This is a genomic window from Leucobacter sp. Ag1 (assembly GCF_000980875.1).
GTDB classification, from domain to species: Bacteria; Actinomycetota; Actinomycetes; order Actinomycetales; family Microbacteriaceae; genus Leucobacter; species Leucobacter iarius.
In genome coordinates this window covers 1-26,819 of record NZ_LAYO01000107.1, presented here as the reverse complement: position 1 = coordinate 26,819, position 26,819 = coordinate 1, and the positions used below count along the sequence as shown (strand labels likewise).

The 26,819-nt window shown below is 71.1% G+C and carries 25 protein-coding genes, 1 other RNA gene and 1 pseudogene; 15 read left to right on the top strand and 12 right to left on the bottom strand.

The genetic code is table 11. From position 1 onward, the window contains the following. Positions 1–68: 68 nt before the first annotated feature. On the bottom strand, positions 69–2,528 hold the full coding sequence (locus XM48_RS13380; protein WP_084821179.1) for a glycosyltransferase: 2,460 nt from the start codon (positions 2,526–2,528) through the stop codon (positions 69–71). 130 nt (positions 2,529–2,658) lie between these two features. Between XM48_RS13380 and XM48_RS13375 the strand changes: the two genes are divergently transcribed. Continuing rightward, positions 2,659–3,135: a GNAT family N-acetyltransferase gene (locus tag XM48_RS13375; RefSeq protein WP_052961516.1), complete on the top strand. Its 477-nt coding sequence runs from the start codon at positions 2,659–2,661 to the stop codon at positions 3,133–3,135. Positions 3,136–3,145: 10 nt separating this feature from the next. Here the strand turns inward: XM48_RS13375 and XM48_RS13370 are convergent, their stop codons facing one another. Then, positions 3,146–4,528, bottom strand: a complete 1,383-nt coding sequence (locus XM48_RS13370; protein WP_046456336.1) for a PLP-dependent aminotransferase family protein — start codon at positions 4,526–4,528, stop codon at positions 3,146–3,148. A 225-nt stretch (positions 4,529–4,753) separates the two neighbouring features. On the opposite strand from XM48_RS13370, the gene XM48_RS13365 reads away from it, so the two are divergent. Together XM48_RS13365 and XM48_RS13360 are read left to right on the top strand one after the other, a co-directional pair. Beyond that, complete coding sequence (locus tag XM48_RS13365) at positions 4,754–5,230, top strand: GNAT family N-acetyltransferase (protein ID WP_046456335.1); 477 nt, start codon at positions 4,754–4,756, stop codon at positions 5,228–5,230. 103 nt (positions 5,231–5,333) lie between these two features. Beyond that, a complete protein-coding gene (locus XM48_RS13360; RefSeq protein ID WP_231580883.1) occupies positions 5,334–6,287 on the top strand; it encodes a beta-ketoacyl-ACP synthase 3 in 954 nt (317 codons plus the stop codon). Positions 6,288–6,318: 31 nt separating this feature from the next. Here the strand turns inward: XM48_RS13360 and XM48_RS13355 are convergent, their stop codons facing one another. Further along, entirely contained in the window at positions 6,319–7,320 is a 1,002-nt protein-coding gene (locus tag XM48_RS13355) for a hypothetical protein (RefSeq protein WP_046456334.1), read from the bottom strand. A 125-nt stretch (positions 7,321–7,445) separates the two neighbouring features. Here XM48_RS13355 and XM48_RS18015 point away from each other — a divergent pair, with 125 nt between their 5' ends. Beyond that, positions 7,446–8,015 carry a hypothetical protein gene (locus tag XM48_RS18015; RefSeq protein ID WP_052961515.1) on the top strand — a complete coding sequence of 190 codons (570 nt, stop codon included), beginning with the start codon at positions 7,446–7,448 and terminating at the stop codon, positions 8,013–8,015. A 15-nt stretch (positions 8,016–8,030) separates the two neighbouring features. Here XM48_RS18015 and XM48_RS13345 read toward each other — a convergent pair whose 3' ends face one another. Together XM48_RS13345 and XM48_RS18695 are read right to left on the bottom strand one after the other, a co-directional pair. Then, positions 8,031–9,008 carry an RNA polymerase sigma factor gene (locus XM48_RS13345; protein ID WP_052961514.1) on the bottom strand — a complete coding sequence of 326 codons (978 nt, stop codon included), beginning with the start codon at positions 9,006–9,008 and terminating at the stop codon, positions 8,031–8,033. Then, the gene (locus tag XM48_RS18695; RefSeq protein WP_156175069.1) at positions 8,978–9,955 is read right to left on the bottom strand and encodes a TIGR00730 family Rossman fold protein; all 978 of its coding nucleotides are present in this window, start codon (positions 9,953–9,955) and stop codon (positions 8,978–8,980) included. The genes XM48_RS13345 and XM48_RS18695 overlap by 31 nt, the downstream gene beginning before the upstream one ends. Before the next feature lie 74 nt (positions 9,956–10,029). Here XM48_RS18695 and XM48_RS13335 point away from each other — a divergent pair, with 74 nt between their 5' ends. After that, a complete protein-coding gene (locus XM48_RS13335) occupies positions 10,030–10,833 on the top strand; it encodes an aspartate dehydrogenase domain-containing protein (protein ID WP_046456333.1) in 804 nt (267 codons plus the stop codon). Positions 10,834–10,853: 20 nt separating this feature from the next. Here XM48_RS13335 and XM48_RS13330 read toward each other — a convergent pair whose 3' ends face one another. Genes XM48_RS13330 through XM48_RS13310 form a run of 5 tightly spaced genes read right to left on the bottom strand, consistent with a single transcriptional unit; the run spans position 10,854 to position 17,027 of the window. Beyond that, the gene (locus tag XM48_RS13330) at positions 10,854–12,308 is read right to left on the bottom strand and encodes an MFS transporter (protein WP_046456332.1); all 1,455 of its coding nucleotides are present in this window, start codon (positions 12,306–12,308) and stop codon (positions 10,854–10,856) included. Beyond that, on the bottom strand, positions 12,305–13,648 hold the full coding sequence (locus tag XM48_RS13325; protein ID WP_046456331.1) for a M20/M25/M40 family metallo-hydrolase: 1,344 nt from the start codon (positions 13,646–13,648) through the stop codon (positions 12,305–12,307). Before XM48_RS13325 ends, XM48_RS13330 begins: the two co-directional genes overlap by 4 nt. A gap of 53 nt (positions 13,649–13,701) precedes the next feature. Continuing rightward, positions 13,702–14,685 carry an epimerase gene (locus XM48_RS13320; RefSeq protein ID WP_255350872.1) on the bottom strand — a complete coding sequence of 328 codons (984 nt, stop codon included), beginning with the start codon at positions 14,683–14,685 and terminating at the stop codon, positions 13,702–13,704. Further along, positions 14,682–15,542, bottom strand: coding sequence for a universal stress protein (locus XM48_RS13315; RefSeq protein WP_046456330.1), 861 nt, complete (start codon positions 15,540–15,542; stop codon positions 14,682–14,684). Before XM48_RS13315 ends, XM48_RS13320 begins: the two co-directional genes overlap by 4 nt. Positions 15,543–15,587: 45 nt before the next feature. Then, positions 15,588–17,027: a glyceraldehyde-3-phosphate dehydrogenase gene (locus XM48_RS13310; protein ID WP_046456329.1), complete on the bottom strand. Its 1,440-nt coding sequence runs from the start codon at positions 17,025–17,027 to the stop codon at positions 15,588–15,590. Positions 17,028–17,257: 230 nt separating this feature from the next. On the opposite strand from XM48_RS13310, the gene XM48_RS13305 reads away from it, so the two are divergent. The 5 genes from XM48_RS13305 (at position 17,258) to XM48_RS13285 (ending at position 21,605) form a co-directional block, all read left to right on the top strand. Further along, complete coding sequence (locus XM48_RS13305) at positions 17,258–18,172, top strand: MetQ/NlpA family ABC transporter substrate-binding protein (RefSeq protein WP_046456328.1); 915 nt, start codon at positions 17,258–17,260, stop codon at positions 18,170–18,172. Positions 18,173–18,299: 127 nt separating this feature from the next. Further along, positions 18,300–19,328 carry a methionine ABC transporter ATP-binding protein gene (locus XM48_RS13300; protein WP_046456327.1) on the top strand — a complete coding sequence of 343 codons (1,029 nt, stop codon included), beginning with the start codon at positions 18,300–18,302 and terminating at the stop codon, positions 19,326–19,328. Then, the gene (locus XM48_RS13295) at positions 19,328–19,993 is read left to right on the top strand and encodes a methionine ABC transporter permease (RefSeq protein ID WP_046456326.1); all 666 of its coding nucleotides are present in this window, start codon (positions 19,328–19,330) and stop codon (positions 19,991–19,993) included. The genes XM48_RS13300 and XM48_RS13295 overlap by 1 nt, the downstream gene beginning before the upstream one ends. 2 nt (positions 19,994–19,995) lie before the next feature. After that, complete coding sequence (locus XM48_RS13290) at positions 19,996–20,865, top strand: Nif3-like dinuclear metal center hexameric protein (protein WP_046456325.1); 870 nt, start codon at positions 19,996–19,998, stop codon at positions 20,863–20,865. An 11-nt stretch (positions 20,866–20,876) separates the two neighbouring features. Further along, a complete protein-coding gene (locus tag XM48_RS13285; protein ID WP_046456324.1) occupies positions 20,877–21,605 on the top strand; it encodes a zinc ribbon domain-containing protein in 729 nt (242 codons plus the stop codon). A 7-nt stretch (positions 21,606–21,612) separates the two neighbouring features. On the opposite strand, the gene XM48_RS13280 is transcribed toward XM48_RS13285, so the two are convergent. Then, positions 21,613–22,302, bottom strand: coding sequence for a helix-turn-helix transcriptional regulator (locus XM48_RS13280; protein WP_046456323.1), 690 nt, complete (start codon positions 22,300–22,302; stop codon positions 21,613–21,615). A 65-nt stretch (positions 22,303–22,367) separates the two neighbouring features. Here XM48_RS13280 and XM48_RS13275 point away from each other — a divergent pair, with 65 nt between their 5' ends. Next, positions 22,368–23,000: a flavin reductase family protein gene (locus tag XM48_RS13275; RefSeq protein ID WP_046456322.1), complete on the top strand. Its 633-nt coding sequence runs from the start codon at positions 22,368–22,370 to the stop codon at positions 22,998–23,000. A gap of 15 nt (positions 23,001–23,015) precedes the next feature. Beyond that, an RNA gene (rnpB, locus tag XM48_RS17105) (RNase P RNA component class A) lies at positions 23,016–23,392 on the top strand. Between the two features lie 194 nt (positions 23,393–23,586). Here rnpB and map read toward each other — a convergent pair. Beyond that, the gene (map, locus tag XM48_RS13270; RefSeq protein WP_046456321.1) at positions 23,587–24,459 is read right to left on the bottom strand and encodes a type I methionyl aminopeptidase; all 873 of its coding nucleotides are present in this window, start codon (positions 24,457–24,459) and stop codon (positions 23,587–23,589) included. 18 nt (positions 24,460–24,477) lie between these two features. Here map and XM48_RS13265 point away from each other — a divergent pair, with 18 nt between their 5' ends. The 3 genes and pseudogenes from XM48_RS13265 to XM48_RS13255 form a co-directional block, all read left to right on the top strand. Beyond that, complete coding sequence (locus XM48_RS13265; RefSeq protein WP_046456320.1) at positions 24,478–24,681, top strand: hypothetical protein; 204 nt, start codon at positions 24,478–24,480, stop codon at positions 24,679–24,681. Positions 24,682–24,763: 82 nt separating this feature from the next. Beyond that, positions 24,764–26,101 carry a type I glutamate--ammonia ligase gene (glnA, locus tag XM48_RS13260; RefSeq protein ID WP_046456319.1) on the top strand — a complete coding sequence of 446 codons (1,338 nt, stop codon included), beginning with the start codon at positions 24,764–24,766 and terminating at the stop codon, positions 26,099–26,101. Between the two features lie 7 nt (positions 26,102–26,108). Next, positions 26,109–26,819, top strand: a pseudogene (locus XM48_RS13255) (hypothetical protein); the annotation flags it as partial.

Below are 26,819 nucleotides of genomic sequence, written 5' to 3'. Positions count from 1 at the left end.
AAGTCCCGATGCTGCTGCCATGGTAGCCCGCCGAGCCGGGCGCCGACCGCGGCCCGGCCTGCTCGCGCTCAGACGGTCGGGGTCGCGGGGTCGCCGAGCTCGAGCACCCGCTCGAGCTCGACGCTGACGTCGGCGACGTAGTCGTCGAACTCGAGGCGGCTCGGCGGCACCTCGCCGCGCAGATAGGCGAGCATGCCGTCGCGCAGCGCCGCGTCGTCGGTGTCGACGACGCGGATCGTCGGCTCCGGCAGTGCGTCCTCGACCGAGGCGAACGCGGTGGATACGATCGGGAGCCCGCACAGGGCGGCCTCGAGGAGCACCATCGGCTGGCCCTCGTAGTTGCTCGAGAGGACGAAGCAGTCGGCCGCGACGAGGAGCGAGACGGGCTGGTTCCGTCGACCGGCGAGGAACGCGGCGTCCTGCAGGCCGGCCTCGACGATCTGCGCGGCGAGGGCTGACTGCAGCGGGCCGCCGCCCACGATGAGCAGGCGGGCCGAGGGATCCTCGGCGTGGACCTCGGCGAACGAGCGGATCAGCCGGGCGTGGTTCTTCTCGGGCGAGAGGCGCCCGACCGAGATGAACCACTTCGTGGTGCGCTCCGCGTTCTCGAGTTCCCGCATCCACACCGGCGGCTCCTCGTCCTCCCAGAGCAGGTCGGAGATGCGGTGCTCGGGCGAGGGCATCGCCGAGGTCGCGGGGAAGTTGCGCACGGTGGTGAAGTGCGACGGCGGGGCGAACTCCGCGAGCTCGCGGCGATTGACCTCCGTGAGTCGCGGGGAGACCGAGACGAGCGCGTCGAACCCGCGGTAGAGGCGGAACACCAGACCGAGGGAGCGCTGCATGGGGCGGCGACCGCCGACGGTCCGCATGCGGTCGGAAGCCATCTCGTTGTGCAGCCAGATGGCGCGGGGCGTGTCGGGGGCCTGCAGGAGCAGGTTCGCCCAGAACGGGCTGTATCCGCTGAAGTCCGCGACCCAGTCGAACCGCGAGGAACCGAAGATCCGGTGCCACTCGTCCTTCCAGAGCGAGTCGTGCCACTGCTCGTTGCCGGGCAGGAGCGGGATCGAGGCGAGGTCGCGCACACGGCGGCGGAGCTGGAAGAACTTCGAGCCGTTCATACCGCCCATGCGCATGACCAGACGCACGCGGGGATCGATCCGATCCTGGTTGGCGCGCGGCGTCGCGGCCTTGAAGTAGGGCGTGAGCGCCGTCACGTCGTAGCGGTCGTGGTCGATACGGCTCAGCATGTTCATGGCCGAGCTCGTGATGCCGTTCGAACGCATGCCGCCCAGGTAGAACATCAGGCGCTTGCGTCCGTCGGTACGAGCGCGGCGCACGCGGTACCCCTCGCGCTCCCCGCCGAAGACGATGTCGATGACCCGTCGGGTCGCCTCGCCGTCCTCGAACGGGGTGAAGCGCTCGGCCCACTCGGCGTAGCGCTCGTGGGACTCCGGTGCGGAGCCGTCGGCCGGCCCGAGCAGGCGAGCGACGTGCGCGACGGCCTCGGCGGGGTCCGCGGTGACGGGCCCCGGCAGCTCGTCGAGCGGCATGTAGGTGCCGCGGGTGTCGGCGTAGTCGTCGGCATCGGGGGTGAAGAAGACGATGGGGCGACCGGTCGCCAGGAAGTCGAAGAAGATCGAGGAGTAGTCGGTGACGAGCGCGTCGGCCGCTCCCAGCATGACGTTCGTCGGGATGCTGTTCGGCACCAGCATGCGGCGCAGCTCCGGACGATCCTCGGCGAAGCCGTGCACGACCTGGTGGGTCTTGAGCAGCAGGACCTCGTCGTCCCCGAGCGCGGCCTGCATGGCGGTCGCGTCGGCGACGAGCGCATCGATGTTGTCCTCGGGGGATCCGAAGGAGGCGCCGCGCCAGGTGGGCGCGTAGAGCACGACCCGGCGCTCGCGGATGTCGAGACCGGAACGGCGGAGCTCCGCGCGGACCTCGGCCAGCTGCTCGGGGTTCAGGCGCTGGCGGTCGATGCGCGGGTAGCCCTCTTCGATCAGCTCGCCGCCGTAGACGTTGGTGAGGCGGTAGGACTGCTCGTACATGCGCTCGGCCATGAACGGGTTCGCGGCGAGGAGGAAGTCGGCGCTGAGGAAGTTGCGCAGCGTGTTCGCGGACTGGTGGGCCCCGTCGGGCATGTCGAAGCCCATGAGCTTCAGCGGGGTGCCGTGCCAGGTGTTGAGGTAGACCTGGCCGGTGCGCTTGCCGAACGCCGGCGGGAACGTGGCGTTGTTCACGAGGAAGCCGGAGGTCGACAGCGCGCGCCAGTACTCGACGCCGCCGCGGCGCACGGCGGACACCCGGGGGTGGTCGCCGAACTCGGCTTCGAAGCGGGCGAGCACGGTCGGGTCGGAGATCGCCCAGACGTGCGAGAGGCGGGCGTGCTTCGGATCGTCGAGCAGCTCGCGGAAGATCGCCTCCGGGTTGCAGAGGACTCCGTTGCCGGCGAAGGACTCGTAGAGCACCACGTCGGGCTGGATGGGGCGGCGTCGCTGGAGGGCGATCCGCTCGGCGGTCACCGCCATCTTGGCTCGCCGAGCGTACCGACGGATCTTCTTCACAGGCCTGCGCACATCAGAAGATTATTCCGCAGGCCACCTTGGAACTCCCCATGCGGCGGGGCGCGCCGCCGGATCGCCGTGCCACGATGGGGGAATGACCGCACTGACGCTCCGCCCGATGACCGATGCCGAGTACTCGGCCTGGCAGATCGCTCTCGCTCGCGACTACGCCGCGGAGAAGGTCGAAGCGGGCCAGTGGCCGGAGGAAGGCTCGGTCGAACGCGCGCGGCGCGAGAACGCCCGGCTGCTGCCCGGCGGGCTCGAGACTCCGCGGACGCTCCTGCTCACCGCGGTCGGCGACGGCGGCGAGGCGCTGGGCCGAGCCTGGATCGCGCTCGATCACCCGGAGGGGATCCGGGGCATCGCCTACCTGTACGACATCGAGGTGCACGAGGCGCATCGGGGCGAGGGCTTCGGCCGGGTGCTGCTCGGCGCGGTCGAGGCCGCGGCCCGCGAAGCGGGCGCGGAAGCGCTCGAACTGAACGTGTTCGGCACGAACGAGGTCGCGCTCGCGCTCTACGGCAGCTCGGGGTACCGCTCGGTGACGCAGCGCATGCGCAAACCCCTTTGAACCGCGCACGCTAGCGCGCGAGCAGTGATCCGAGCCGCCGCACCCCCTCCGCGATCTGCGCGGGCGTCGCCGCGCCGTAAGAGAGCCGGACGAACGACGCCGGCGGCTCGTCCACGAAGAAGTGCCTCCCGTCGCCGACGAGCACACCGGCGGCGCCGGCCCGTTCGGCGAGGTCGCGGCTGTCGACGCCCGCGGCGAGGCGGACCCAGAGGTGCAGTCCGCCGTCCGGGATCCGGGCGATCCGGGCGTCGGGCAGCGTGGTGCGCACCGCGGAGACGAGGGCGTCCCTGCGCGTCGTGAGCTCGGCGCGCAGCCGCTTCAGGTGGCGCGGCCAGGCCGGCGAGGTGAGGAGGTCGGTCGCGATCTCCTGCAGTAGGGGTGCGACGCCGAGGTCGTCGGCGGTGCGCGAAGCGCGGATCCGCTGGCCGGCGGGACCCCGGGCGATCACCGCGCCGATCCGCAGCCCGGGCGAAGCGGGCTTGGCGAGCGTGGTCACCGTGACGACGTGCCCGTGCGGATCCTCGGCGAAGAGCGGCGGCGGGGTGGTCCGCTCCAGTCCGAGGTGCCGCGCCCAGTCGTCCTCGATCACGAAGGCGCCGTGCTGGGCGGCGAGTTCGAGCACGCGCGCCCGCCGTTCGGGACTGAGCACGGCGCCGCTCGGGTTCGCGAAGCTCGGCTGCAGGTAGACGACGCGAGCACGCGTGCGCTCGAGCTCGACGGCGAGGCGGTCGATCAGGATTCCGTCGGCGTCCGCGGGGACGGCGGCGAGCGCGAGTCCGGCGCTCTGCGCGGCGAGGATCGCTCCGGGGTAGCTGGGGCTCTCGGTGATGACGGTGGATCCGGGCTCGGCGAGCGTGCGCATCGCGAAGATGAGGCCCTGCTGGCCGCCGGGCACGATGAGCACGTCGCCCGGGTCGGCTCGGTAGTCGGCGGCGATGACGCGGCGGAGCTCGGGGGAGCCGGCCGGGGGCGTGAGCTGCCAGGCCCGCGAGCCGCGTGCGGCTCGGGCGCCGATCCGCTGGAGTTCTTCGGCGGGGAGGAGCTCGGCGGCGAGGTAGCCCCAGGAGAGGGGGATCTGCTCGGGGGAGCCGTGGCCGCCGAGGCGGGAGGCGCGGTCGGGGTCGACGCGGGTGCGGCCGAGGGTCTGCGACTGCCAGGCGAAATCGGGATCGCGTCGGTGCGCGCGTTCGGCGACGAAGGTGCCTCTGCCGGGTTCGGCTCGGACGAGGCCGAGGGCGCCGAGTTCGGCGAGCGCGGCGGAGACGGTGGCGGCGCTCGCGCGGAACTCGCGCGAGAGTTCGCGCACGCCGGGCAGTTTCGAGCCCGGGGCGGCGGAGTCGATGCGGCCGCGCAGTTCGGCGGCGAGGACTGCCGATCTGTTATCGTTGTTCATGAAGCTATTAGATAACGTTACCCAGTTTTGGGCAAGAGTGTTTCTCTCTGCGCCGCTGGCGGCTTCTTCGATCCCCGACTCGGGCGCGCGAGCGCGCTGCGGCGAGAGGGGGTGCGCCATGAGCGGCTAGTCGCCGTGCGGCCGCGATCCCGCGCGAGCCGCCTTCCGGCCGGGCCGCGGGCCCGGCACCCCCTGCACTTCAGAGACGAAACCGGAGCATTTCCCATGACGCAGCACACCACCACGACCGCCCCCACGATCCGCGCACTCGCGCCCGCCGATGAGACGCGGTGGCGCGAGCTGTTCCGCGCATATCGCGAGTTCTACCGGCTCGCGGAGTCCGAGGAGGTCGTCTCGCAGGCCTGGGCCTGGATGATGGATCCCGCTCACGAGTGCCGCGCGCTGGTGGCCGAGGCGGACGGATCCGTCGTCGGCTTCGCGCACCATCGCCGTTTCTCGTCGCCCTACACGGGGAGCAGCGGCATCTTCCTCGACGACCTGTTCACCGACCCCGAGGCGCGCGGCCGCGGGGTCGGCCGGGCCCTCATCGGTCGTCTCACCGAGATGGCCGACGACGAGGGGCGGAGCGTCGTGCAGTGGGTGACCGCGGACGACAACCACCGGGCGCAGGCGCTCTACGACACCCTGGCCGAGCGGACCCGATGGGTCACCTACGAGGCGGATCCCACCGCCCGGGCCTGATGGACCCGCGGCTCGCGGGTCGGCGGTGGCGAAGCACCGGCCGGCTCGCGAGCCGCGCTCGTGCATGCCCCGATCCCGATGCGGCGGGGAGTAGCGTGCGGGCGTGAAGATTTTCGAGATGCGCGGCTCGCGCCTGCTGGGCCTCGGGCACTTCCAGCCCGAGCGGATCGTGACCAACGAAGACATCGCGGCGATGGTCGAAACGAACGACGAATGGATCCGCAGTCGCACGGGCATCCGCGAGCGCCGCATCATCGGGGAGAGCGACTCGGTGCTGTCGATGGCGGTCGCCGCCGCCCGCATGGCGATGGATGATGCCGGCGTTGCGCGCGTCGACCTGGTGGTGCTCGCGTCGACCACGTCCGAGCATCGGAGCCCGAACGCGGCCGGTCGCGTGGTCGCGGAGCTCGGACTCGACGGTGCGGCCGCCGTCGACATCAACACCGCGTGCTCGGGCTTCGAATACGCGCTCGGCATCGCGGAGCAGGCCGTCCGCACCGGCAGCGCGGACACGGCGCTCGTGATCGGCGCCGAGGCGCTCAGCGCCTTCACCGACTGGACGGACCGCAGCACCTGCGTGCTGACCGCGGACGGTGCCGGGGCGGTCGTCGTCGGGGTCTCGGACGAGCCGCGGATCTCCCCGGTCGTCTGGGGCACGGTGCCGGGCCTCACCGAGGCCGTGCGGATCGACGGAGCGCCGCAGCTCTTCTCCCAGGACGGACGCAAGATCATGCGCTGGGCGCTCACCGGGGCCGCGCCGATCGCCGAACGGATCCTCGACACCGCGGGGGTGAGCGCCGGTGAGATCGACGTGTTCGCCCTGCATCAGGCAAACCTGCGGATCATCGAGCCGCTGACGGACGCTCTGGGCGCCTCCGCGCAGCAGATCGTGATCCGCGACATCGAGGAGTCGGGCAACACCTCCGCGGCGTCCGTGCCGCTCGGGCTCTCGAAGGCCTGGCATCGCGGCGAGCTGCCGCGCGGCGGCACGGTGCTGCTCTTCGGCTTCGGCGGAGGGTTCGCCTACGCCGGCCAGGTCGCCGAACTGCCCGAGTAGCGGCCAGGCGGCCCGGATTAGGCGGACCGGATCAGGCGGCGTCGGCGTGCAGCCGGCCCTCACCCCACTCGCGGAGCAGCGTGACGAGGGCGGCGATCTGCTGCTCCGTGAATCGCGTCGGGATCTCGTGCGCCTCGCCCGCACCGAGCAGGATCCGGTGCGCGTTGTCGGGTGCGAGCCGGATCTGATCGGGGACGAACTGCTCGGTCGGCGTGAACACCGGCTCCTCGCCGAGATCCTTCGAGCGTGCGCCGCGGTCGGTGAGGAGGAACCCGTACGCGCCGATCAGCGTGCTGTCGGTGCAGGCGATCAGGATCCGTTCCCCGGCGTCGAGGGGCAGCTTCTTTGCGAGCTTCGCGAAGTGCTTCGCGTGCTTCGGATCGTCGGGCAGCTTCACCGCGCTCCCGAGCCCCAGCTCGCGGACGCGTCCGAGCAGCTCGGCCGAGGTCGGGGGTTCGGGAGCGAGCTCCGCGCCGAGGCGCTGCAGCGTCTCCATCGCGGTGACGAGGAGCTCGGAGAGCAGGAGGCCGAGACCGGACGCGGTGTCCGCATCGATGAGGGAGCGCGCGAACTCCCAGTCGTAGGCGGACGAGGCGGACGACGCGATTTCGGACGCGGATCCCGCGACGCCCGCGCTGCCGACGAACAGCGGGTACTGGCGGGGAGCCGCGGTTCCGAACACGCCGTCGACCTGATCCTTGACCACGAGCCGGCGGTCGGTGAGCAGGAAGCCCTGCGCCTCCCGGCGTCCGGTGAACCGGTTGACGACGTCGTAGCCGATCCAGGCGAGCGGGAGCTCGTCCGCGCCCGCGGGCTCCGGGAGCGCCAGCTGCTCGACCGCGTGCCAGAAGCGATCCGCGCCGTCCTCGTACTCCGGGTGCTCGAGGCCCGCGATGAACAGCAGCTCCTGCTCCCGCGGGGCGGTCGCAGCGCGTTCGGCGATCGCCGCGGCGACGACCGCGTGGGTGCGGACGCGCGCTTCGGGGAGGGCGGCGAGGTACTGGGCGAGCGATCCGGTGGGGTCGGCGGGCATGGCGGCTCCTCGAAGGGGTCGTGCACTGACAGGGCGTCGGGTGATTCCTGACTAGAGTACGGGAAGTCGGGTGCGCTCCGAGCTGAATGCGGGGGCACAGGGCCGCGGGTTACCATCGAAGCACTGTGACCGCATTCGCCCAGACCGCCCGCACCGGATCCGTCCGGTGGTCGCGCGTACGCGGAATCGGGGCCGTCGCCGGTGTCGCGGTGCTGCTCGGCTCGGCCGCGCTGGCACCGCTCTCCATGCCGAACGCCTTCGCGAGCGACGGATCCGGCGGGGCCGCCGACGCTCGGACGCAGAGCTTCGCCGCGGCCGACAGCGCGGAACCGGCCGTCGACCTCGGCGTCTCCGACATCGAGCGCATCGGCGCGACGAACGCGGCCGTGAAATCGCCCAGCAAGCAGCTCGTCGGCGCGCCCCTCTACACGCTCGCGCAGTTCATGTTCAGCGGCGCGGTCGAGTGGGGCGGCTACAAGTTCACCTACTACAGCCAGCAGGTGCTGCCGGGTCAGGGACTCGAGGTGCCCGGACGGCACGTCAACGAGGACGGCTACGTGAGCGACGGCGACGGCTTCATCGTGCTCGCGGGTTCGGCGCCGAAGGGCACCGTGTTCCCGACCCCGTTCGGGTACCAGGGCAAGATCTACGACCGCGGCACCGTCGGCAACCACCTCGACGTCTACATCCGCTGACCGGTCGGACCCGGACTACCTCGGTTCCGCGTCCAGCCGCCGCATCCTCTGCTCCAACCGCGTCCGCTCGGCGGCGTCCTCGGCGAGCAGCAGCGCTTCTTCGAACGCCGTGCGCGCCTCGTCCCGGCGGCCCAGCTGCACGAGGAGGTCGGCGCGGGCCGCGGCGAGGCCCTCGGCCGCGGCGAGCTCCGGATCCTCTGCGAGCCGATCGAGCTCGGTCAGTCCGGCGGCGGGGCCTCGCAGGAAGCCGAGCGCGACGGCGCGGTGCAGCAGGATCCCGGGGGACGGCCGAGCCTCGGCGAGCACCTCGTACAGGCCGTGGATCTGCTCCCAGTCGGTGTCCGCGAACGTCTCGGCGTCGTCGTGCACCGCCGCGATGGCGGCCGTGAGCGCGAATCGGCCCGGCGCACCGCCGCCGAGCTCGCTCAGCGCGCGATCGAGGAGGCGGGTGCCCTCCGCGATCCGGGAACGATCCCACTGGCGGCGATCCTGCGCGTCGAGCGGGACCGGAAGCCCCTCGTGGTCGGTGCGGGCCGGGCGCCGCGCATCGATCAGCAGCAGGAGCGCCAGCAGGGCCACGGCCTCGGACTCGCCGGGCAGCAGCTCGACGAGCATCCGTGCCAGGTCGATCCCGCGCTCGGCGAGCTCGGGCCGGACCGGTTCCGCATCGAGGGGCGCCGTGCGCCCGGACGTGAAGACGAGATGCACGACCGCGAGGACCGGTTCGAGCCGATCCTGCAGCTCGGTCGGATCCGGATCCCGTTCGGGGAGCCCGGTCTCCGCGATCCGCTGAGCGGCGCGCGTGATCCGATCGGCCATCGTCGTCTCGGAGAACCGCAGCGAATCCGCGATCTCGGAAACGGGAAGACCGCAGACGAGACGCAGCGTCAGGGCGAGCTGCTCCTCCTCCGACAGGGTGGGATCGCAGCAGGCGAAGAGGAGCCGCAGGCGGTCGTCCACACTCAGCCCCACTTCGCCGGGGGCGGCGTCCACTCCGAGAGTCGGCGCAGCAGCGCTTCCGGATCGCTCTCGACGATCAGCGAGTCGAGGTACCGCTGGGCGAGGAACCCGCGCTCGACCATGTCGCCGAGCGCCGTGAGCATCGGCTGCCAGTATCCGTCGACGTCGACGAGCGCGACGGGACGGTTGTGCAGCCCGAGGTTCATCCAGGTGAAAGCCTCGAAGAACTCCTCCAGGGTTCCCGGTCCGCCCGGGAGCGCGACCAGCGCGTCGGCGAGCGCGATCATGCGCCGCTTGCGCGCGTGCATGTCGGGCACCACCTCGAGCCGGGTGAGCCCGGCATGACCGATCTCGCCGTCGACGAGCCGCTGCGGGATCACCCCGAACGCCTCGCCGCCGCCCGCCAGCACCGCATCGGCGACCACACCCATCAGACCGACCTTGCCGCCGCCGTACACCAGGTCGATGCCCCGAGCGGCGAGCACCGCCCCGAACTCCTCGGCAGCCCGCGCGAAGCGGGGATCCCCGCCCATCGCCGATCCCGTGTACACGGCGATCCGCTGCGGTGCGAGACGCGCGAGCGGTGCGCGATCGATCAGGCCGGGGAAGACGTGCTCGGAGTTGAGCGGAGCCATGCTCCCGCGCGCTGCCGAGGGATCCACCCACTCCAGGTGCTCGATCTCGGCGCGGGGCGCATCCACCGCCCGGAACGGATGCTCGAACACATCGGCCACCAAGGAGTGCCCCGGCTCGTTCGCCGCCGCCGTCGTGAACCGGCCGATCCCGCGCAGCAGGAGCGGATCCAGCTCGACACCCAGCTCCTCGGCGAACTCCCGCACCGCCGTGTCGCGGGGATCCTCGCCGGCCTCCGGCTTGCCGCCGGGCAGCATCAGCATCGAGGTGCCGCGCTTGCGCACGTTCAGCACCCGCCCCGACTCGTCCCGCATCACGACCGCACTGACCCGAATGGTTCTGCTCACCGCAGCAGCCTATCGAGCCGCACCCGCGCGACCCCCGATTGGAAGCGGCGTCCCACGGCACCTAGGCTGGCCCCATGCCCCAGCAGCCCCTGCTCCGCGTCGCCCTCCTCGGGCTCGGCGCCATCGGCGCGCGCGTGGCCGACGGACTGCGGAACGGGGCAGCGCCCGGCGCCGTCCTGGCCGGCGCGGTCGTCCGCACCCCGGGAGCCGCGACCGCGCGGGGGATCGCCGAACTCGATCTCGACGACGCCATCGCCTCCAGCGACCTGGTCGTCGAGTGCGCGGGAGTCCTCGCCGCCCGCGAACTCGGTCCGCGGGTCATCGCCGCGGGGCGCGACCTGCTGCTCGTCTCGATCGGCGCCCTCGCCGACCCCGCGGATCGTGCCCGGTTGCTCGACGGCCCCGGCGTCTGCCGTCTCTCCTCCGGAGCGATCGGCGGCCTCGACCTCCTGCGCGCCGCGACGCGCGACGGCGGACTCGCCCGGGCCTCGCTCACCACCACCAAGCGTCCCGAAGCCCTCGTGCAGCCCTGGATGACCGAGACCGAGCGGGCCGCCCTGCTCGGCCTCACCGAACCGACCCGGATCCTTACCGGCACCGTGCAGGACGCGATCGAACGGTTCCCGAGCTCGCTCAACGTCGCCGTGGCGCTCGCCGCCGCCACCGGACTCTGGGACGAGACCGAGGTGCGACTGGTCGCTGACCCCAGCGCCCCGCACACCGAGCACGTGATCGAAGCTTCGGGCCCCGCAGGGGAGTACCGCTTCGCCGCCGCGAACGCTCCGCTGCCCGAACGGCCCGCATCGAGCGGGATCGTGTCGCAGGCGGTGCTGCGCGGCATCGCGGACCTCGCACGGCCCGGGGGCACGTTCGTCTAGCCGCCGCCGATGCGGCGCCGCTACGCGCTCGCGGGGGCGATCGACTCGCGATCCTGGAACGCGGTGCGCGGGACGAAGCACAGCAGCACGGCCGAGCAGAGCGCGCTCGCACCGCACACGATCCAGACGATCATGTACCCGGACAGCGACCCCGCCGTAGCCGTCTCGCCGGCTGCGGCACCCGTGGCACCGTGCAGCAGCGCGATCCCGAACACGCAGGAGGCCAGCGCGCCGCCGACGGTCTTCACCGAGTTGGTGAGACCCGTCGCGACGCCCGTCTGCGTCTCGGGCGCCGCCGACGCCGCGGCCGCAGGGAGCGCCGCGACGAGCGCCCCGGACCCGAGCCCCGCGACGACCATGTTCGCGACCACCTGGCCGTACCCGTCGTGGAAGGGCAGGAAGAGCAGGTACCCCACGCCGATGCAGGTCGACGCCACCACGAGCGCCAACCGCGGCGTGATCCGACGCGCCAGCTTCGGGAACAGCAGCGCCCCCGTGATCATCGCGATCAGGTAGAAGCCGATCAGGAGCGATGCGCCGAACCCCGACGCACCGAGCCCGTAGCCGTAGCGCTCGGGATCGGTGCGCGCGAAGGTCGACAGCGGAGCCTGCGCCCCCAGCACGCTCATCCCGAAGAGGCCGGCGGTCAGGAAGATCGGCAGCAGTGCCGGCGACCGGAACATGCGCACATCGATCAGCGGATCCGGATGACGCAATTCCCACAGGGCGAAGGGAACGATGAGCAGGAGGCCGAGCCCCAGCGCCACCCAGGGCAGCGGTTCACCCGCACCCTGCAGACGGAGCAGGCTGAAACCGCCCGTCAGCGCCAGCAGCGCGAGGGAGATGAGCGACGCACCGACCCAGTCGAACTCGCCCCGGTTCGGGATCCCGACGTCGGACACCCCGAACCGGACGACGAAGAAGCAGATCACCACGCACACCGCGGGGACCGAGAGCACGACGGGCAGGGGCAGCACATCGATGAGCGCCCCACCTCCCAACGCACCCAGGATCGCGCCCAGCTCGAGCGCCGCCACCAGGATGCCCGCGGCGCGCGTCGTCAGCACCGAACGCCCATCGCTGCCCCGGGTCCGCGACCAGATGATCGCGATCTCGAGGGGGAGCCAGACCACGTAGAAGCCCTGCAGCGCCCACGCCGCCAGGAACACCCCGAAGTTGTCGGTGAACGGCAGCACCGCGCTCGCCGCAGCGGTCACCGCGGTCGAGACGAGCAGGATCCGCTTGTGCCCGACCATGTCGCCGAGCTTCGCGAGCGCGGGCACGATGAGCGCGGACAGCATCAGCTGCGATCCCTCGAGCCAGTTCACGTCGGCGTCGCGCACGTCGAGGTGGCGCGCGATGTCGGTGAGCATCGGCGTGTAGTAGCCCTGCAGGATCCCGCTCGTGAACTCCACGAAGGCGAGCAGGCCCACGATTCCCGCGACGCTGCGGAGCGTGATGCGCGACACGGTCACAGCCCCATCAGCAGTGCACGGTGGAAGCGCTCGCCGCGTTCCAGCTCGGAGACGGAGACGCGCTCGTCGACGCCGTGGATCGTGGCGCGGAGCTCGGCCGACATGGCGAGCGGAGCGAAGCGGTAGACCGCCGGACAGAACCGATGGAAGTACCGGGAGTCGGTCTCGGCCATCATCACGTAGGGGACCGTCGCCGCCTCGGGGTGGGACGTTCCGACCGAGCGGGCGATGAGCGCGAACTGCGCGTTGTCGGTGCGCGACTCGGCCGAGGGCTCGCTGCCCTCGAGCAGCTCGACCCGTACCCCGCGATCCCCGATCCGGCGCGTCACCCGACGCGTCGCCGAGGCGACGCTCTCGCCCAGCGCGATACGCAGGTTCAGAGTCGCAGTCGCCTGCGACGGCAGCACGTTCGCCGCGGTGCCGCCCGACTGCATGGTCGCGGCGATCGTGGTGCGCACGAGTGCCGCGGGCTCGCCGCCGAGCCGCGCGAAGAGCCGAGCGGTGACCGGCGGCATCGCCGCGAGCGCGCGGAGCAGGAGGCCCGCGGGGCGGTTCGCGCGCGCGGAGAAGAGTCTCAGCATGCGCGAGATCCCGGCGGGCGTGCGCGGGCGGAACGTCGTGGGACCGAGCCGGTCGACCGCCCGGGCGATCCGGCCGACCGCGGTGCGGGTCGGTGGAGCGGATGCGTGGCCGCCGTCGCCGCGGGCGCTGAGCTGCAGGGTCGCGATGCCCTTCTCGCCGACGCCGACCATGGCGGCGGCGCCGCGGACGAAGGGCAGCGGCGCGTCGACCACGGCGCCGCCCTCGTCGATCACCATCCAGGGCACGATGCCCCGCTGCCGCAGGGCCTGCGCGATCGCCTCCGCCGCGTCGCCGAACGTCTCCTCGTTCCCGCCGAACGAGAGGTAGACCTCGCGGGCCGGTGCGAAGCCCGCGGCGAGCAGGTTCTCGACGGCCTCCAGCACCACCAGCAGCGGCCCCTTGTCGTCGAGCGCGCCGCGCCCGAAGACGAAGCCGTCGGCTACGACGCCGGCGAACGGCGGATGCGTCCAGTCGTCGCTCTCGTCGACGGGGACGACGTCGAAGTGCGCCATCAGCACGAGCGGCTCGCGCTCGTACGCCGCGCCGCGCCAGCGGTAGAGCAGGCCGAGCGTGCCGACGCGTTCCAGCTCGAGGCGCTCGTGCACGAGCGGGTAGAGCTCGCGCAGCAGTTCGACGAAGGCCTCGAAGGGGGCATCACCGCGCGTCTCGTGCTCGGCCGAGACGGTGGGCAGCTGGATCATGCGCGAGAGGCGCTCGGCCGCGCCGCCGCGCGCCGCAACATCGATGTCACTGGGCATGGCAAAACCCTAGTGGGTCGGCACGGCTTTCCGTACTCGAGTCGCGCAGCAGGTCAGGAGAAGGATTCGCGCAGCGCCGGTTCGAGCTGCGGGTAGGCGAAGCGGAATCCCGCCTCCTGGAGCCGTTCGGGCAGCACCCAGCGGCTCTTCAGCACGAGCTCGGTCTCGGTGCGGATCGCGGCGGCCCCGATTTCGAGCATCCACCGCGGCATCGGCACGCCGAACGGAATCCCCAGCACGCGGCGCACGGTCGCCTGCAGCTCCCGATTGGTCGACGGGTTCGGCGAAGCGACGTTGATCGGTCCATCGAGCTGCGGACGGGACTCGAGGAACCCGACGATGCGCGCGACGTCCTCGACGTGGATCCAGCTGAAACGCTGCGCGCCCCAGCGGGCGCCGAAGCGGTGCGCCGTACCAGCCCGGCGGCGGCTCGCGGGGATCGGCCAGCGGCCGTCCCACTGCGCCCCGCCGAGGCCCAGGCGGGCCAGCGCGCCGATGGGACCGAGCACTCCGCCGTGGCCGAGCACGATCGCCGTGCGCAGCGCGACGCGGCGGGTGCCGGGCAGTTCGCCCGAGAAGAACTCGCGCTCCCAAGCGCGAGCGATGCCGACCGAGAACCCCTCGCCGAGCTCGCCCGCGCGCTCCGTCATGGGGCGGTCCTCCGCGTGCCGGTAGATGGTCGCGGTGGACGCGTTGATCCAGAGCGGGGGCGGTGCATCCGCGGTGCGGATCGCGCGTCCCAGCGCTGCGGTGGTGCCGACGCGCGAGCGGAGGATCTCGGCGCGGTTCGCGGGGGTGTAGCGGCAGTTGACGCTCTTGCCGGCGAGGCCGAGCACCAGCGACGCGCCGTCGACGGCGCGGGCGAGGCCCGCATCGTCGTCCCAGCGCAGATCGGCTCCGCGTCGGCCGACCGTGAGGACCTGCCGACCGGACTCGCGCAGACGCTGCACGAGCACGCCGCCCATGAAACCCCCGGCTCCGCCGACGACCACGCGGCCGGTCGGCTGAGCCGGGGACTCCGAGGGACCGGTGGTCACTCGGCGCGGGTCACGAGGGTCGGGCAGGGCAGTTCCTGCAGCACGCCGTGGCTGACCGAGCCGAGCAGCAGGCGGGAGAACCCGCCGTGACCGCGGCTGCCGACCACGAGCAGGTCGGCGCCCGTCGCGGCCTCGACCAGAGCGGTCACCGGGGGAGACTGCACGAGCTTGCGCTGCAGCTCGAGATCGGGGTAGCGCTCGGCGAGGCCGGCGGTGCCGATCGCGATGGCCTCCTCGGCCGCCGAACGCTGCGCGGCGATGAGGTCCTCGCTCCAGAGATACTCGAGGCCGGGCGTGAGGGGCGGCATCCAGGCGTAGACCGCGATGAGCGGCACGCCGGCCCGGGACGCCTCGGCTGCGGCGACGGCGATCGCGCGCTTCGAGGGCTCGGATCCGTCGACGCCGACCACGATGCCGGGGACGCGCTCGACCTCCTCCGCAGTGCGCGGCTTCGGGATCACGGCGACCGGGCAGTGCGCGACCGCGGCGACCTTGACGGCGCGGGTGCCGAAGAAGGTGCCGGCGAAGCGACTGCCCGAGTGGGCTCCCAGCACGAGGAGATCCGCGCGCTTCGACGCCTGCTCGAGCTCGGTGACGGGGTGGCCGACCACGGCGGTGCCGGTGACCGAGCCCGCGAAGCCGCTGCGCTTGGCGTAGGCGCACTCTGCGGCCAGCATCTCGTCGGATGCCTTCTGCGCCTCGGAGACGAAGGCGACGCTCTCGGAGAGGAAGGTGTCGTCGGTGACGTACATCAACTCCACCGACGCGCCGCGTTCGCCGGCCCGCCTCAACCCCCAATCGAGCGCTGCGCGACTCTGCTCGGAACCGTCTACTCCGATGATGAACTTCTCGGACATGGTGCTCCTTTCGGGGGCTGAGGCGGGTGGGGCCGGGCCGGGCTGCTAGGCCTCCAGCGCCGGGAGATGGGCCGGGTGGCTGCCGGCGAGCTGCTCGATGATGCGGACCACCTGGCAGCTGTAGCCGTACTCGTTGTCGTACCAGACGTAGACCACGGCGCTGTCGCCGGTCACGATGGTCGCGAGACCGTCCACGATGCCGGCGCGGTTCGAACCGACGAAGTCGGTCGAGACGATCTCGGCGGACTCGACGTAGTCGATCTGCGTGCGCAGCGCGCCCGTGAGCGAGACCTGCTCGAGGATCGAGTTGAGCTCCTCGCGGGTGGTCTCGCGCTCGAGCTGCAGGTTGAGCACGGCCATCGAGACATCGGGGGTGGGAACGCGGATCGCGTTGCCGGTGAGCTTGCCCTCGAACTCGGGGAGCGCCTTCGACACGGCCTTCGCGGCACCGGTCTCGGTCAGCACCATGTTGAGCGCCGCCGAGCGGCCGCGACGGTCGCCCTTGTGGAAGTTGTCGATCAGGTTCTGATCGTTGGTGTACGAGTGCACGGTCTCGACGTGCCCGCGCTTGACGCCGAAGTGGTCGTTCATGACCTTGAGCACCGGCGTGATGGCGTTCGTGGTGCAGGAGGCCGCGCTGAGGATGGTGTGCTCGTCGGTGATCTTCGAGCTGTTCACGCCGTACACGACGTTGAGCATGTCGCCCTTGCCGGGAGCGGTGAGGAGAACGCGCGAGATGCCCTGGTTCTGCAGGTGCTGGCCCAGGCCCTCGGCATCGCGCCAGCGGCCCGTGTTGTCGACGAGGATCGCGTCCTCAATCCCGTACTGCGTGTAGTCGACGCTCGCGGGATCGTTCGAGTAGATGACCTGGATGCGCACGCCGTTGGCGAGGATCGCGTCCTCGTCCTCGAGCACCTTGATGGTGCCGTTGAAGGGGCCGTGCACCGAATCGCGCTTGAGGAGGTTGGCGCGCTTCGCGAGATCGTTCTCGGAGCCCTTGCGCACGACGATCGCGCGCAGGTTCAGGCCGTTGCCGCTGCCCGAGTGATCGATGATGATACGGGCGAGCAGGCGGCCGATGCGGCCGAAGCCGTAGAGCACGACGTCGGTGCCGTTGCCGCGCTCGGCCTCGAGCGCGGGAGCCAGCTCGGCGCGCAGGTAGGCCTCGAGATCGCTCTGGCCCGACGCGCGGAAACCGTTGGCGAGCAGCGCGAGGTCGACCGAGACGGGGCCGGGCTGGATCTTCGCCAGTGCTTCGACGACCGCCGACGACTCGTCGAGCGGCAGCTCGACGTCGTCGATCTTGCGCGCGAAGCTGTGCGCCCGGATGATGTCGATCGGGGAGCGGCCCACCAGGCTGCGCCCGTGCACCGACATGACCACGTCGTGATCCCGATACAGCTGACCGATGAGCGGGATCATCCGCTCGGCGAGCTCCTGCTTGGCCTTCCAAGCTTCGAGGTGTGCATCCGCGCGCTGGATCATGTGAACGGTGGGTTCCTTCCGTGGAATGTCGAGGACTCCCGGCCTGCCCGCCGGCGCCGTCTGAGGCGTCGTACCTCAGTATCCCATGCGCGTGGCCGCCGCGCGTCCGCGGCGCTCCGATTTCGCAGGATCCTCGCCTCCGTCATGAAACGTCACGCAGTTCGCGTCGGCCGGGCGGCATCGCCCAGACTCGTGGTGACCGAGCCAGATCGTCACGAAACGAGGAATCCATGGCACTCAGCAAGAAGCGCGGCATCATCGCCGCTTCGATCACCGCCCTGGCGCTCGTGGCTACCACCGCGCTCGCAGGCTGCGCGACCTCGAACGACTCCGCGGACTCCGGGTCGTCCGATGCGAAGCACGTCAAGATCGGCGTGGTGGGCGCCAGCGACCCGTACTGGAAGACCTTCGTCGATGCCGCCAAGAAGGAAGGCATCGATGTCGAGCTGAAGGACTTCACCGACTACAACCAGCCGAACCCCGCGCTCAGCGCCGGTGAGCTCGACCTGAACCAGTTCCAGCACATCGTCTACCTCGCGGACTACAACGTGCAGAACAACGACGACCTCGTGCCGGTGGGCTCGACGGCGATCTACCCGCTCGCCGTGTTCTCGACCAAGCACAAGAAGCTCGACGAGATCCCCAAGGGCGGCACCGTCGCGATCCCGTCGGATCCGACGAACCGCGCCCGCGGCCTGAACGTGCTGCAGTCGGCGGGCCTGCTGAAGCTCAAGGACGGCGGCACGCTGTTCTCGACCCCGAAGGACATCGACGAGGGCGCCTCGAAGGTGAAGGTCAAGGAGATGGACGCGTCGTTCACCGCGACCTCGCTCGCCGACGTCGACGGCGCGGTCGTGAACAACGACTTCGTCACGAAGGCCGGCCTGAAGTTCTCGGACGCCCTCTACCAGGACGACCCCAAGGACGCCGGCGCGAAGTACTTCATCAACATCTTCGCCGCGAAGAAGAAGGACGCCGACAACCCGACCTTCAAGAAGCTCATCGACCTCTACCAGAGCGACGAGGCCGTGCAGAAGGGCGTGCTCGAGAACTCGGGCGGCAGCGCGATCCTGCTGAAGACCCCCGTGTCGGAGCTGCAGGATATTCTGAAGGACGCCGAGAAGCAGGTGAAGGAGCACAAGTAAGCGCTCCCGCCGTTCGAACGATCGAGCGAGCGCGACGAGTCGGAACCGAGGATCTCGTGATTCCGATGCGTCGCGCTCGCTCGATCGGCGTTTCCGGCACCACCATCCACTCAGAAGTGAGGGAACGATGACCCGTGTCCAACTGATCGGGGTCGGCAAGCAGTACCCCGGCCGAGGCAAGGCGAGCGACCCGATCGTCGCCGTCGACGATGTCTCGATCGACGTCGCCTCCGGCGAGATCCACGCCGTCATCGGCTACTCCGGCGCGGGCAAGAGCACGCTGCTCCGGCTCGTGAACGGACTCGAGCGCGCCACCAGCGGCACGATCCTGGTGGGCGACGACGAGATCACCGCACTGCCCGAGCGGGCGCTCCGCGGGGTGCGCGAGCGCATCGGCATGATCTTCCAGCAGTTCAACCTGTTCCACTCGCGCACCGTCGCGAAGAACGTCGAGTACCCGCTCGTCGTCGCGGGCGTCCCGACAGAGGAGCGCCGCGCGCGCGTCGCCGAGCTGCTCGACTTCGTCGGTCTCGGCGACCGGGCGGGCGCCTACGTCGAACAGCTCTCGGGCGGGCAGAAGCAGCGCGTCGGCATCGCACGCGCCCTCGCCACCAACCCGGGCGTGATCCTGGCCGACGAGGCCACGAGCGCGCTCGACCCCGAGACCTCGCAGGAGGTGCTCGCGCTGCTCCGCCGCATCAACCAGGAGCTCGGCGTCACGATCCTGCTGATCACCCACGAGATGGACGTCGTGCGCGAGCTCGCGCACCGCGTCACCGTCATGGACGGTGGCCGCGCCGTCGAGCAGGGCGGCGTCTTCGAGGTCTTCTCGAGCCCGAAGACCGAGACCACGCGCCGCTTCGTGTCGACCGCGCTGCCGACCGAACCGAATCCCGAGCACCTCGCCGAGCTGCGCGAGCGGCACCGCGGCACGCTCGTCACCCTCACGCTCAAGGACGGCGGCGTCGACCAGCCCGTCGTGTTCCAGACCCTCGCCGATCGCGGCGTCGGCGTCAGCATCATCCACGGCGGCATCACCGACGTCGGCGGCCGCAGCTTCGGCCGCCTCACCCTCGAACTCATCGGCAACGACCTGCAGGTCGAGCACGCGGTCGCGGCGCTCGGGCAGCAGGCCGAACTGGAGGTGCTCCGCTGATGGACGGACTGATCAGACTCATCCAGGACGGCTCGTTCCTCCTGGCGACGTTCCAGACGCTGACCTACGTGCTCGTCGCGATGACGGTGGGCGGCGTGTTCGGGCTGCTGCTCGGCGTCATCCTGACGGTGACGCGGGCGGGCGGGCTGCTCGAGAGCCGGCCGGTGTTCGTCGTGCTGAACTTCCTCGTGAACTTCTTCCGTCCGATACCCTTCGTCCTGCTGATCTTCGCGCTGCAACCGCTCGCGAGAATCGTGGTCGGCACTGGCATCGGCGACCCGGCCCTCATGTTCGTGCTCGCGTTCGCCGCGACCTTCGGCATCGCGCGGCTCGTCGAGCAGAACCTGCTCACGGTGCCCCCGGGCGCCATCGAAGCGGCCCGCGCGATGGGCGCGGGGCCGCTGCGCACGATCATCACCGTGCTGATTCCCGAGGGGCTCGGGCCCGTCGTGCTCGGCTACACCTTCGCGTTCATCGCGGTCGTCGACATGACGGCGATGGCCGGAATCATCGGCAGCGGCGGTCTCGGTAACCTGGCCATGCAGTACGGCTACCGCCAGTTCAACCCGTGGGTGACCTGGTCGGCGGTGCTGATCATCATCCTGATCGTGCAGCTCGTGCAGCTGCTCGGCAACGGTATCGCCCGCAAGCTGCTCCGGAGGTAGTCATGACGCAGGACGCACCGCACACCCTCGGCGATCTGCGCCGCACGGCCGAGCGCTTCTGGCCCGAGGCCACGGCCGAGAGCTGGGATCGCGTCGGCCTCGTCACCGGCCGTGCCGCGGCTCCGCTGCGCCGAGTGCTGCTCGCGGTCGACGCCGTCGATGCCACGGTCGAGGAGGCGCTCGACTGGGACGCCGACGCGCTGCTCACGCATCACCCCATGCTGCTGCGCGGCATCAACTCGATCGCCGAGGACACGGCCAAGGGATCGCTGCTCGCGCGCCTGATCCGCGGCGAGTGCGCGCTGCTCGCAGCGCACACCAACGCCGATCAGCCCGAGGGCGGGGTCTCCGACGTGATCGCACGACGGCTCGGCCTGGCGGATGCGCAGCCCATCGTGCCGATGGCGAGCGATCCGAGCGCCGGGATCGGCCGGGTGGGGGAGCTGCCCGCACCCGAAACGCTCCGCGCGTTCGCGGAGCGGGTCGCCGGGATCATGCCGGTCACGGTCAGCGGAGTCCGCGTCGCGGGGGATCCCGCTCGCCCGGTCCAGCGCGTCGCGCTGCTCGGCGGTGCCGGTGACAGCCTGCTCGACCACCCGCTCGTGCGCGGAGCGGACGTCTACCTCACCTCCGACCTGCGGCACCACCCCGCGCAGGAGTCGCTCGAGCAGTCGGCGGTCGCCGGCGGCCCGGCGCTCGTCGACGTGGCGCACTGGGCGAGCGAATCGCTCTGGCTCGAGGGCGCAGCCGAGCGCCTCGCCGCCGAACTGCCCGGCGTCGAGTTCCGGGTGAGCGCGCGCCGCACCGATCCGTGGGCCTTCTCGGTCGGCGCGAACGACGGCCGCGCATCCGGTGCGGGCTCCGGGCGCTAGTCTTGGGTGCTATGAAGGCCAGTCCCCGCCAGCAGCGACTGCTGCTCGACCTGCAAGAGCTCGATACGACCGCGGCTCGGCTGCGGCGCAAACGCGAGCAGATCCCGCAGCGCGCCGAGCTGGCGTCGCTGCAGGGCGAGCTGTCTGCGGCGAAGGAGCGCTTCATGGGGCTCCAGCGCGAGCTCGACGGACAGCAGGCCGAGATCGATCGGCTCGAGTCCGACACCCAGATGGTGCGGGATCGCAAAGCTCGCGACGAGCAGCTGATCGCCGCGAGCACCTCGCCCAAGGAGGCGCAGGCCCTGCAGAACGAGCTCGACACCCTGGCGCGCCGCACCGGCGAGCTCGAGGAACGCGAGCTCGAGCTCATGGAGGTCGCTGAGCAGACGAAGGCGCGCTTCGACGAGGCGGCCGCCGCGCTCAGCGGTGTCGATGGTCGTCGCGCGGCCCTCGAGGCCGCGATCGGCGAGGCCGAAGCTGCCATCGCCCGCGAGGCCGCCGCAGCTGCTGAGGAGCGCGCCGGTGTGGCCGCCGAGATCCAGCGCGACCTGCTCGGTCTCTACGAGGAGACCCGCTCCCGCAACGGCATCGGCGCGGCCCGTCTGCGGGGCAACGTCTCCGAGGGATCCAACATGGCTCTCGCGCCGGCCGAGCTCATGACGATCCGCGAGACCGCACCCGACGAGATCGTGTTCTGCCCGGGCAGCGGCGCGATCCTCGTGCGCGTCGACGAGGCGTAGGCTCCGCTCACTCGAAGAGGCCGAGCCGACGATCCAGCTCGGCGCGGCCCTGTTCGGTGACGCGCACCGCTCGGGGCACCGAACCGCGAGCCAGCCATCCGAGGACCAGGAACCGCTCGAATACGGCGGCGCCGAGGCTCCCCGCCAGATGGTCCCGGCGTTCGGTCCAGTCCAGGCAGCGCCGGACGAGCGGGCGGCGAGACTGCTCAGCGGACTCGAGTTCGATACCGAGTTCGACGCACCACCGTTCGCCGGCGGCGGTGAGCCCGGTTCCCGGACCGATCAGTTCCCGCTCCTCCATCGTCCGCAGCAGCGTCACCCCTGCGGCGCCCGCGAGGTGGTCGTAGCAACTGCGCGCTTCCCGAAGCGCCCGGTCCGCCGCGATCCCGCGGAGCGACGGCTTCGGCGGAGACGGCGCCGTCGACAGCGAGAGGCTCTCGACCAGTGCGGCCGCGCGCGAATCGGCGAGGCTCAGGTAGCGGTGGCGTCCGGCCCGACGCTCCACGACCAGTCCGCTGTCGACGAGCACGTGCAGGTGCTCGGAGGCGGTCGAGCGGGCGATCCCGGCATGCGCGGCGAGTTCGGTCGCGGTCCAGGCGCGACCGTCGAGCAGGATGAGCAACATGGTGGCTCGGCTGGTGTCCGAGAGCACCGAGGCTGCCCGTGCCAGCGCGGCTCCGTTTTCGCGCGCGTCCATGCGGCTATTCTTCCCGATCGATGCTTCGGCGCGCGCCGAAACGTCACGCGGTCACACTGTTCCGCATGCTCGAAACGAATCCCTCGGCTACCGATCCCTCCGGCGTGCATCGCACCATCACTCCATCCGTGCTCTACTTCGGGACGCCGGTCGGGGTGCTGTCCACGGCGAACGCGGACGGCACATCGAACCTCGCGCCGATCTCCTCCTACTGGGCGCTCGACGATTTCCTGGTGATCGGGCTGGGCGCGACGGGGCACAGCATCGCCAACCTGCGGAGGAGGCCCGAGCTGGTGCTGAATCTCGTCGACGAGGGCCGATGGGAGCCTGTCGAACGGCTCGGGCGGACGACCGGTGCCGACCCGATTCCCGAGGGCAAGCGCGAGGGCACCCGCTTCGTCGCCGACAAGTTCGCCGCAGCGGACTGGCATCCGTTGAGCTCGAGCACCGTCGCGCCGGATCGGGTCGCCGAGCTCCCCGTCCACCTGGAGGCCCGGGTCACCGGGATCCACGAGGAGCCGGACGGGCTCGCCAGCGTGCATGCGCGGGTGCGCGCGGTGCATGTCGCAGACGAACTCACCATTCCGGGAACCTCGCACGTGAACCCGGAACGGTGGCGGCCCCTGATCTACAACTTCCGGCACTACTACGGGCTGGGCGATCGTCGCGGCATCGCCGGTATCGCCGAAGTTCAGTAGACTGTTCACCGAGAATGGGTCGGTGAGACGGTCGCGTCGCGTTCGCTTCGGCGGGCGTGCCGAGGAACGTCCGGGCTGCACAGAGGAGAACGGTGGGTAACGCCCACCCGGGGCAACCCGCGAGAAAGTGCAACAGAAAGCAGACCGACCGCTCCGGGCAACCGGAGCGGCACGGGTGAAACGGTGGTGTAAGAGACCACCGGCGTCCGTGGTGACACGGGCGGCCAGGTAAACCTCGTTCGCAGCAAGGCCAGACAGCAGGCGTTGAAGCTCCTCGCCGAGTCTGCGGGTAGGCCGCTAGAGGGTGTCGGCAACGGCACTCCGAGAGAGATGACCGTCACCGCCGGTTTCGGCCGGCGGGACAGAACCCGGCGTATGATCCGGCCCATTCTCCTTTTGCCCCTGTCTGCCGCATGATCATGCGGTCTGCGGGAGCATTTTGCTGCCGTGGGTCGGGTTCAAACGAGCTTCCACCGGTGGACCGCCTATCCGTCATTGGGTGGCGTGTCGGGCGCAACCGAGACGTCCAATCGTCGGTTCGACGTCCACTGGTCGATGCAGGGAGGCGCGAACGCGCCCGCGCGCCTCAGTCGTCCGACAGCGTGAGGATCTCGACGCCCTGCTCACGCACCACGAGCGTGTGCTCGAACTGCGCGGTCAGTGAGCGGTCGCGGGTGGTCACGGTCCAACCGTCCTCCCACTGATCCCACTCGTGGGTGCCGAGCGTCAGCATCGGCTCGATCGTGAACACCATGCCGGGCACGATCACATCGTCGAACCGGGGTGCCGAGTCGTAGTGGGGGATGATGAGCCCCGTGTGGAACGCGGCGCCGACGCCGTGCCCGGTGAAGTCTCGCACCACGCCGTAGCCGAAGCGCTTCGCGTAGGTCTCGATGACCCGGCCGATCACGTTCACCTCGCGGCCGGGCGCGACCGCCTTGATCCCGCGCATGAGCGCCTGCTCGGTGCGCTGGATCAGCAGGTCGGCCTCCTCGGAGACCTCGCCGACGCGGAACGTGCGGTTGAGGTCGCCGTGGTAGCCGTCGAGGTACGCGGTGACGTCGATGTTGACGAGGTCGCCCTCGCGCAGCACGGTGTCGTCGGGGATGCCGTGGCAGATGACCTCGTTGACCGAGGTGCAGCTCGACTTCGGGAACCCGCGGTAGCCGAGCGTCGACGGGTAGGCGCCGTGCGAGACCACGTACTCGTGCGCGATCCGGTCGAGCTCCTCGGTGGTGACGCCCGGGCGGATCGCCGCCGCGGCCGCGTCGATGGATCGCGACGCGATGCGGCCCGCGGCGCGGATCTTCGCGATCTCGTCCTCGGTGTAGGTGTTGTCGCCCGTGTAGGGCGGCGGCGCGTCGAGTCCGACGTACGGCGGTCGCTGGATCTGCTTGGGGACGGCCCGCACGGGGCTGACACGACCGGGGACCAGGTGACCTGCGGAATCGAACGGCATGCGTCTAGTCTATGGAACATGAGCAAGCGGGATTGGGGGATCGACGATCCCCAGGAGACGTACTGGTACAACACGCGCACCGGCGAGGTCGAGGACGGGCCGCAGTCGCTCTCGGTCGACCGCATCGGTCCGTTCGCGACGCGCGAGGAGGCCGCCCGAGGCCCCGAGATCGTCGCGGAACGCGCCAGGAAGTGGGCCGAGGAAGACGCGCAGGACGACTGAGCCGCGCGGGGGCTCCGCGCCGGTAGTCTGAGAGCAGTCCTCGCGCAGCGCGGGGAGGATCATCGACCCGATCGGAGCCGGCGTGAGCAAGCAGCGGGATTTCGTCCTCCGCACCATCGAGGAGCGCGGCGTCAAGTTCGTGCGCCTCTGGTTCACCGACGTCGCGGGGACGCTCAAATCGGTGGCGCTCGCGCCCGCCGAGGTCGAGGGCGCCTTCGGCGAGGGCATCGGTTTCGACGGGTCCGCGATCGAGGGCCTGACGCGCGCCTACGAGTCGGACCTGCTCGCGGTCCCGGATCCCTCGACGTTCCAGCTGCTGCCGTGGCGCAGCGAGACCGACCCGACGGCGCGCATGTTCTGCGACATCCGCACGCCCAACGGCGAGCCGGCGGTCGCCGACCCGCGCAACGTGCTGAAGCGCGGTCTCGCCCGCGCGGCGGAGCGCGGCTTCACGTTCTACACGCACCCCGAGATCGAGTTCTATCTGCTCAAGTCGAAGGAGTTCGGCGCCGAGGGCCCCGTCCCTGTCGACCGTGCGGGCTACTTCGACAACGTCCCCGGGGGCACCGCGCACGACTTCCGGCGCGACAGCGTCAACATGCTCGAGGATCTCGGCATCTCGGTCGAGTTCAGCCACCACGAGGCGGGTCCGGGGCAGAACGAGATCGACCTGCGGTACGCCGACGCGCTCACCATGGCCGACAACATCATGACCTTCCGCACGGTCGTGAAGGAGGTCGCCATCGCCCAGGGCGTGCACGCGACCTTCATGCCGAAGCCGCTCGCCGGGCAGCCGGGATCGGGCATGCACACGCACCTCTCGCTGTTCGAGGGCGACGCCAACGCGTTCTACGACCCGGCGGCGAAGTACCAGCTCTCGCAGACGGGCCGCCGGTTCGTCGCGGGCCTGCTGCGGCACGCGCCCGAGATCACGGCGATCACCAACCAGTACATCAACTCGTACAAGCGTCTGTGGGGCGGCGACGAGGCGCCCTCGTTCGTGAGCTGGGGCCACAACAACCGCTCCGCCCTCGTGCGCGTGCCGAGCTACAAGCCGAGCAAGGGCGGCAGCGCCCGCGTCGAGTACCGCGCGCTCGACAGCGCGGCTAACCCCTACCTCGCTTTCTCGGTGCTGCTGGCAGCCGGCCTCAAGGGCATCGAGGAGGAGTACGAGCTCCCGCCCGAGGCGGAGGAGAACCTGTGGGCGCTGAGCGACGGCGAGCGTCGCGCGCTCGGCTTCGATCCGCTGCCCACCAGCCTGGATCACGCGCTCGCGGTGATGGAGCGCTCCGAGCTCGTGGCGGAGGCGCTGGGCGAGCAGGTGTTCGCTTATCTGATCCGCGAGAAGCGTCGCGAGGTCGACGAGTACCGCAGCCAGGTGACGCCGTTCGAGCTGTCCTCGATGCTCGGCACGATCTGATCGGCCGATGGCTCCGGGATCCCGCCCTTCCACGCTCGGCCGCGTCGCGCGCGCCGGGTTCCAAGAGCTGAGCGAAGCTCGTGACCGCATCGACGGTCTCGCGGCGCTGCTCGCCGAGCAGGCGGGCGGCGCCGCGAACGCGGGCGTCGCGCCGGTCGACGCCGAGACCCTGCTCGACGCCTTCGCCGGGGCGGCCGATCCCGACACTGCGCTCGCGCGGCTGAGCGAGCTCGCCGAGCGGTGTCCGGATCTCTGCGCGGGGCTCGGCGCGAGCGAGTGGGCGCGGCTGTGCCGCCTCGCGGGCGCCTCGCCCGCGCTCGCCGAGTTCTTCACGCGGAACCCCCGCGACCTCGCGCGCCTGCTGCGGGACGGTGGGCGCGTGCCCGATGCCGCGGAGGCGCGGCACGAGCTGCTCGCCGCCGTCGGGGCTGCGGATCCGATCCCGGGGACGGTGGTCGCGGATCCGGCCGTCGCCGACGACCCGGCCGTCGCCGCGGGTCAGCGCGTGCCGATCGCGTCGTCGTCCGACGAGTCCGCCTGGAACGCGCTCCGGACGCGCTACCGCGAACTGCTCGCCGAGCTGATGGTCGCGGACCTCGAACGCGGCGCGGCCGCGGGGGAGCCCGCGCCATTCGCCGAGGTCGCGGCCGCGCTCTCCGACCTGGCCTCGGCCGCGCTCGAGGCCGGCCTCGCGGTCGCGCGACGGCGCCTGCTCGAC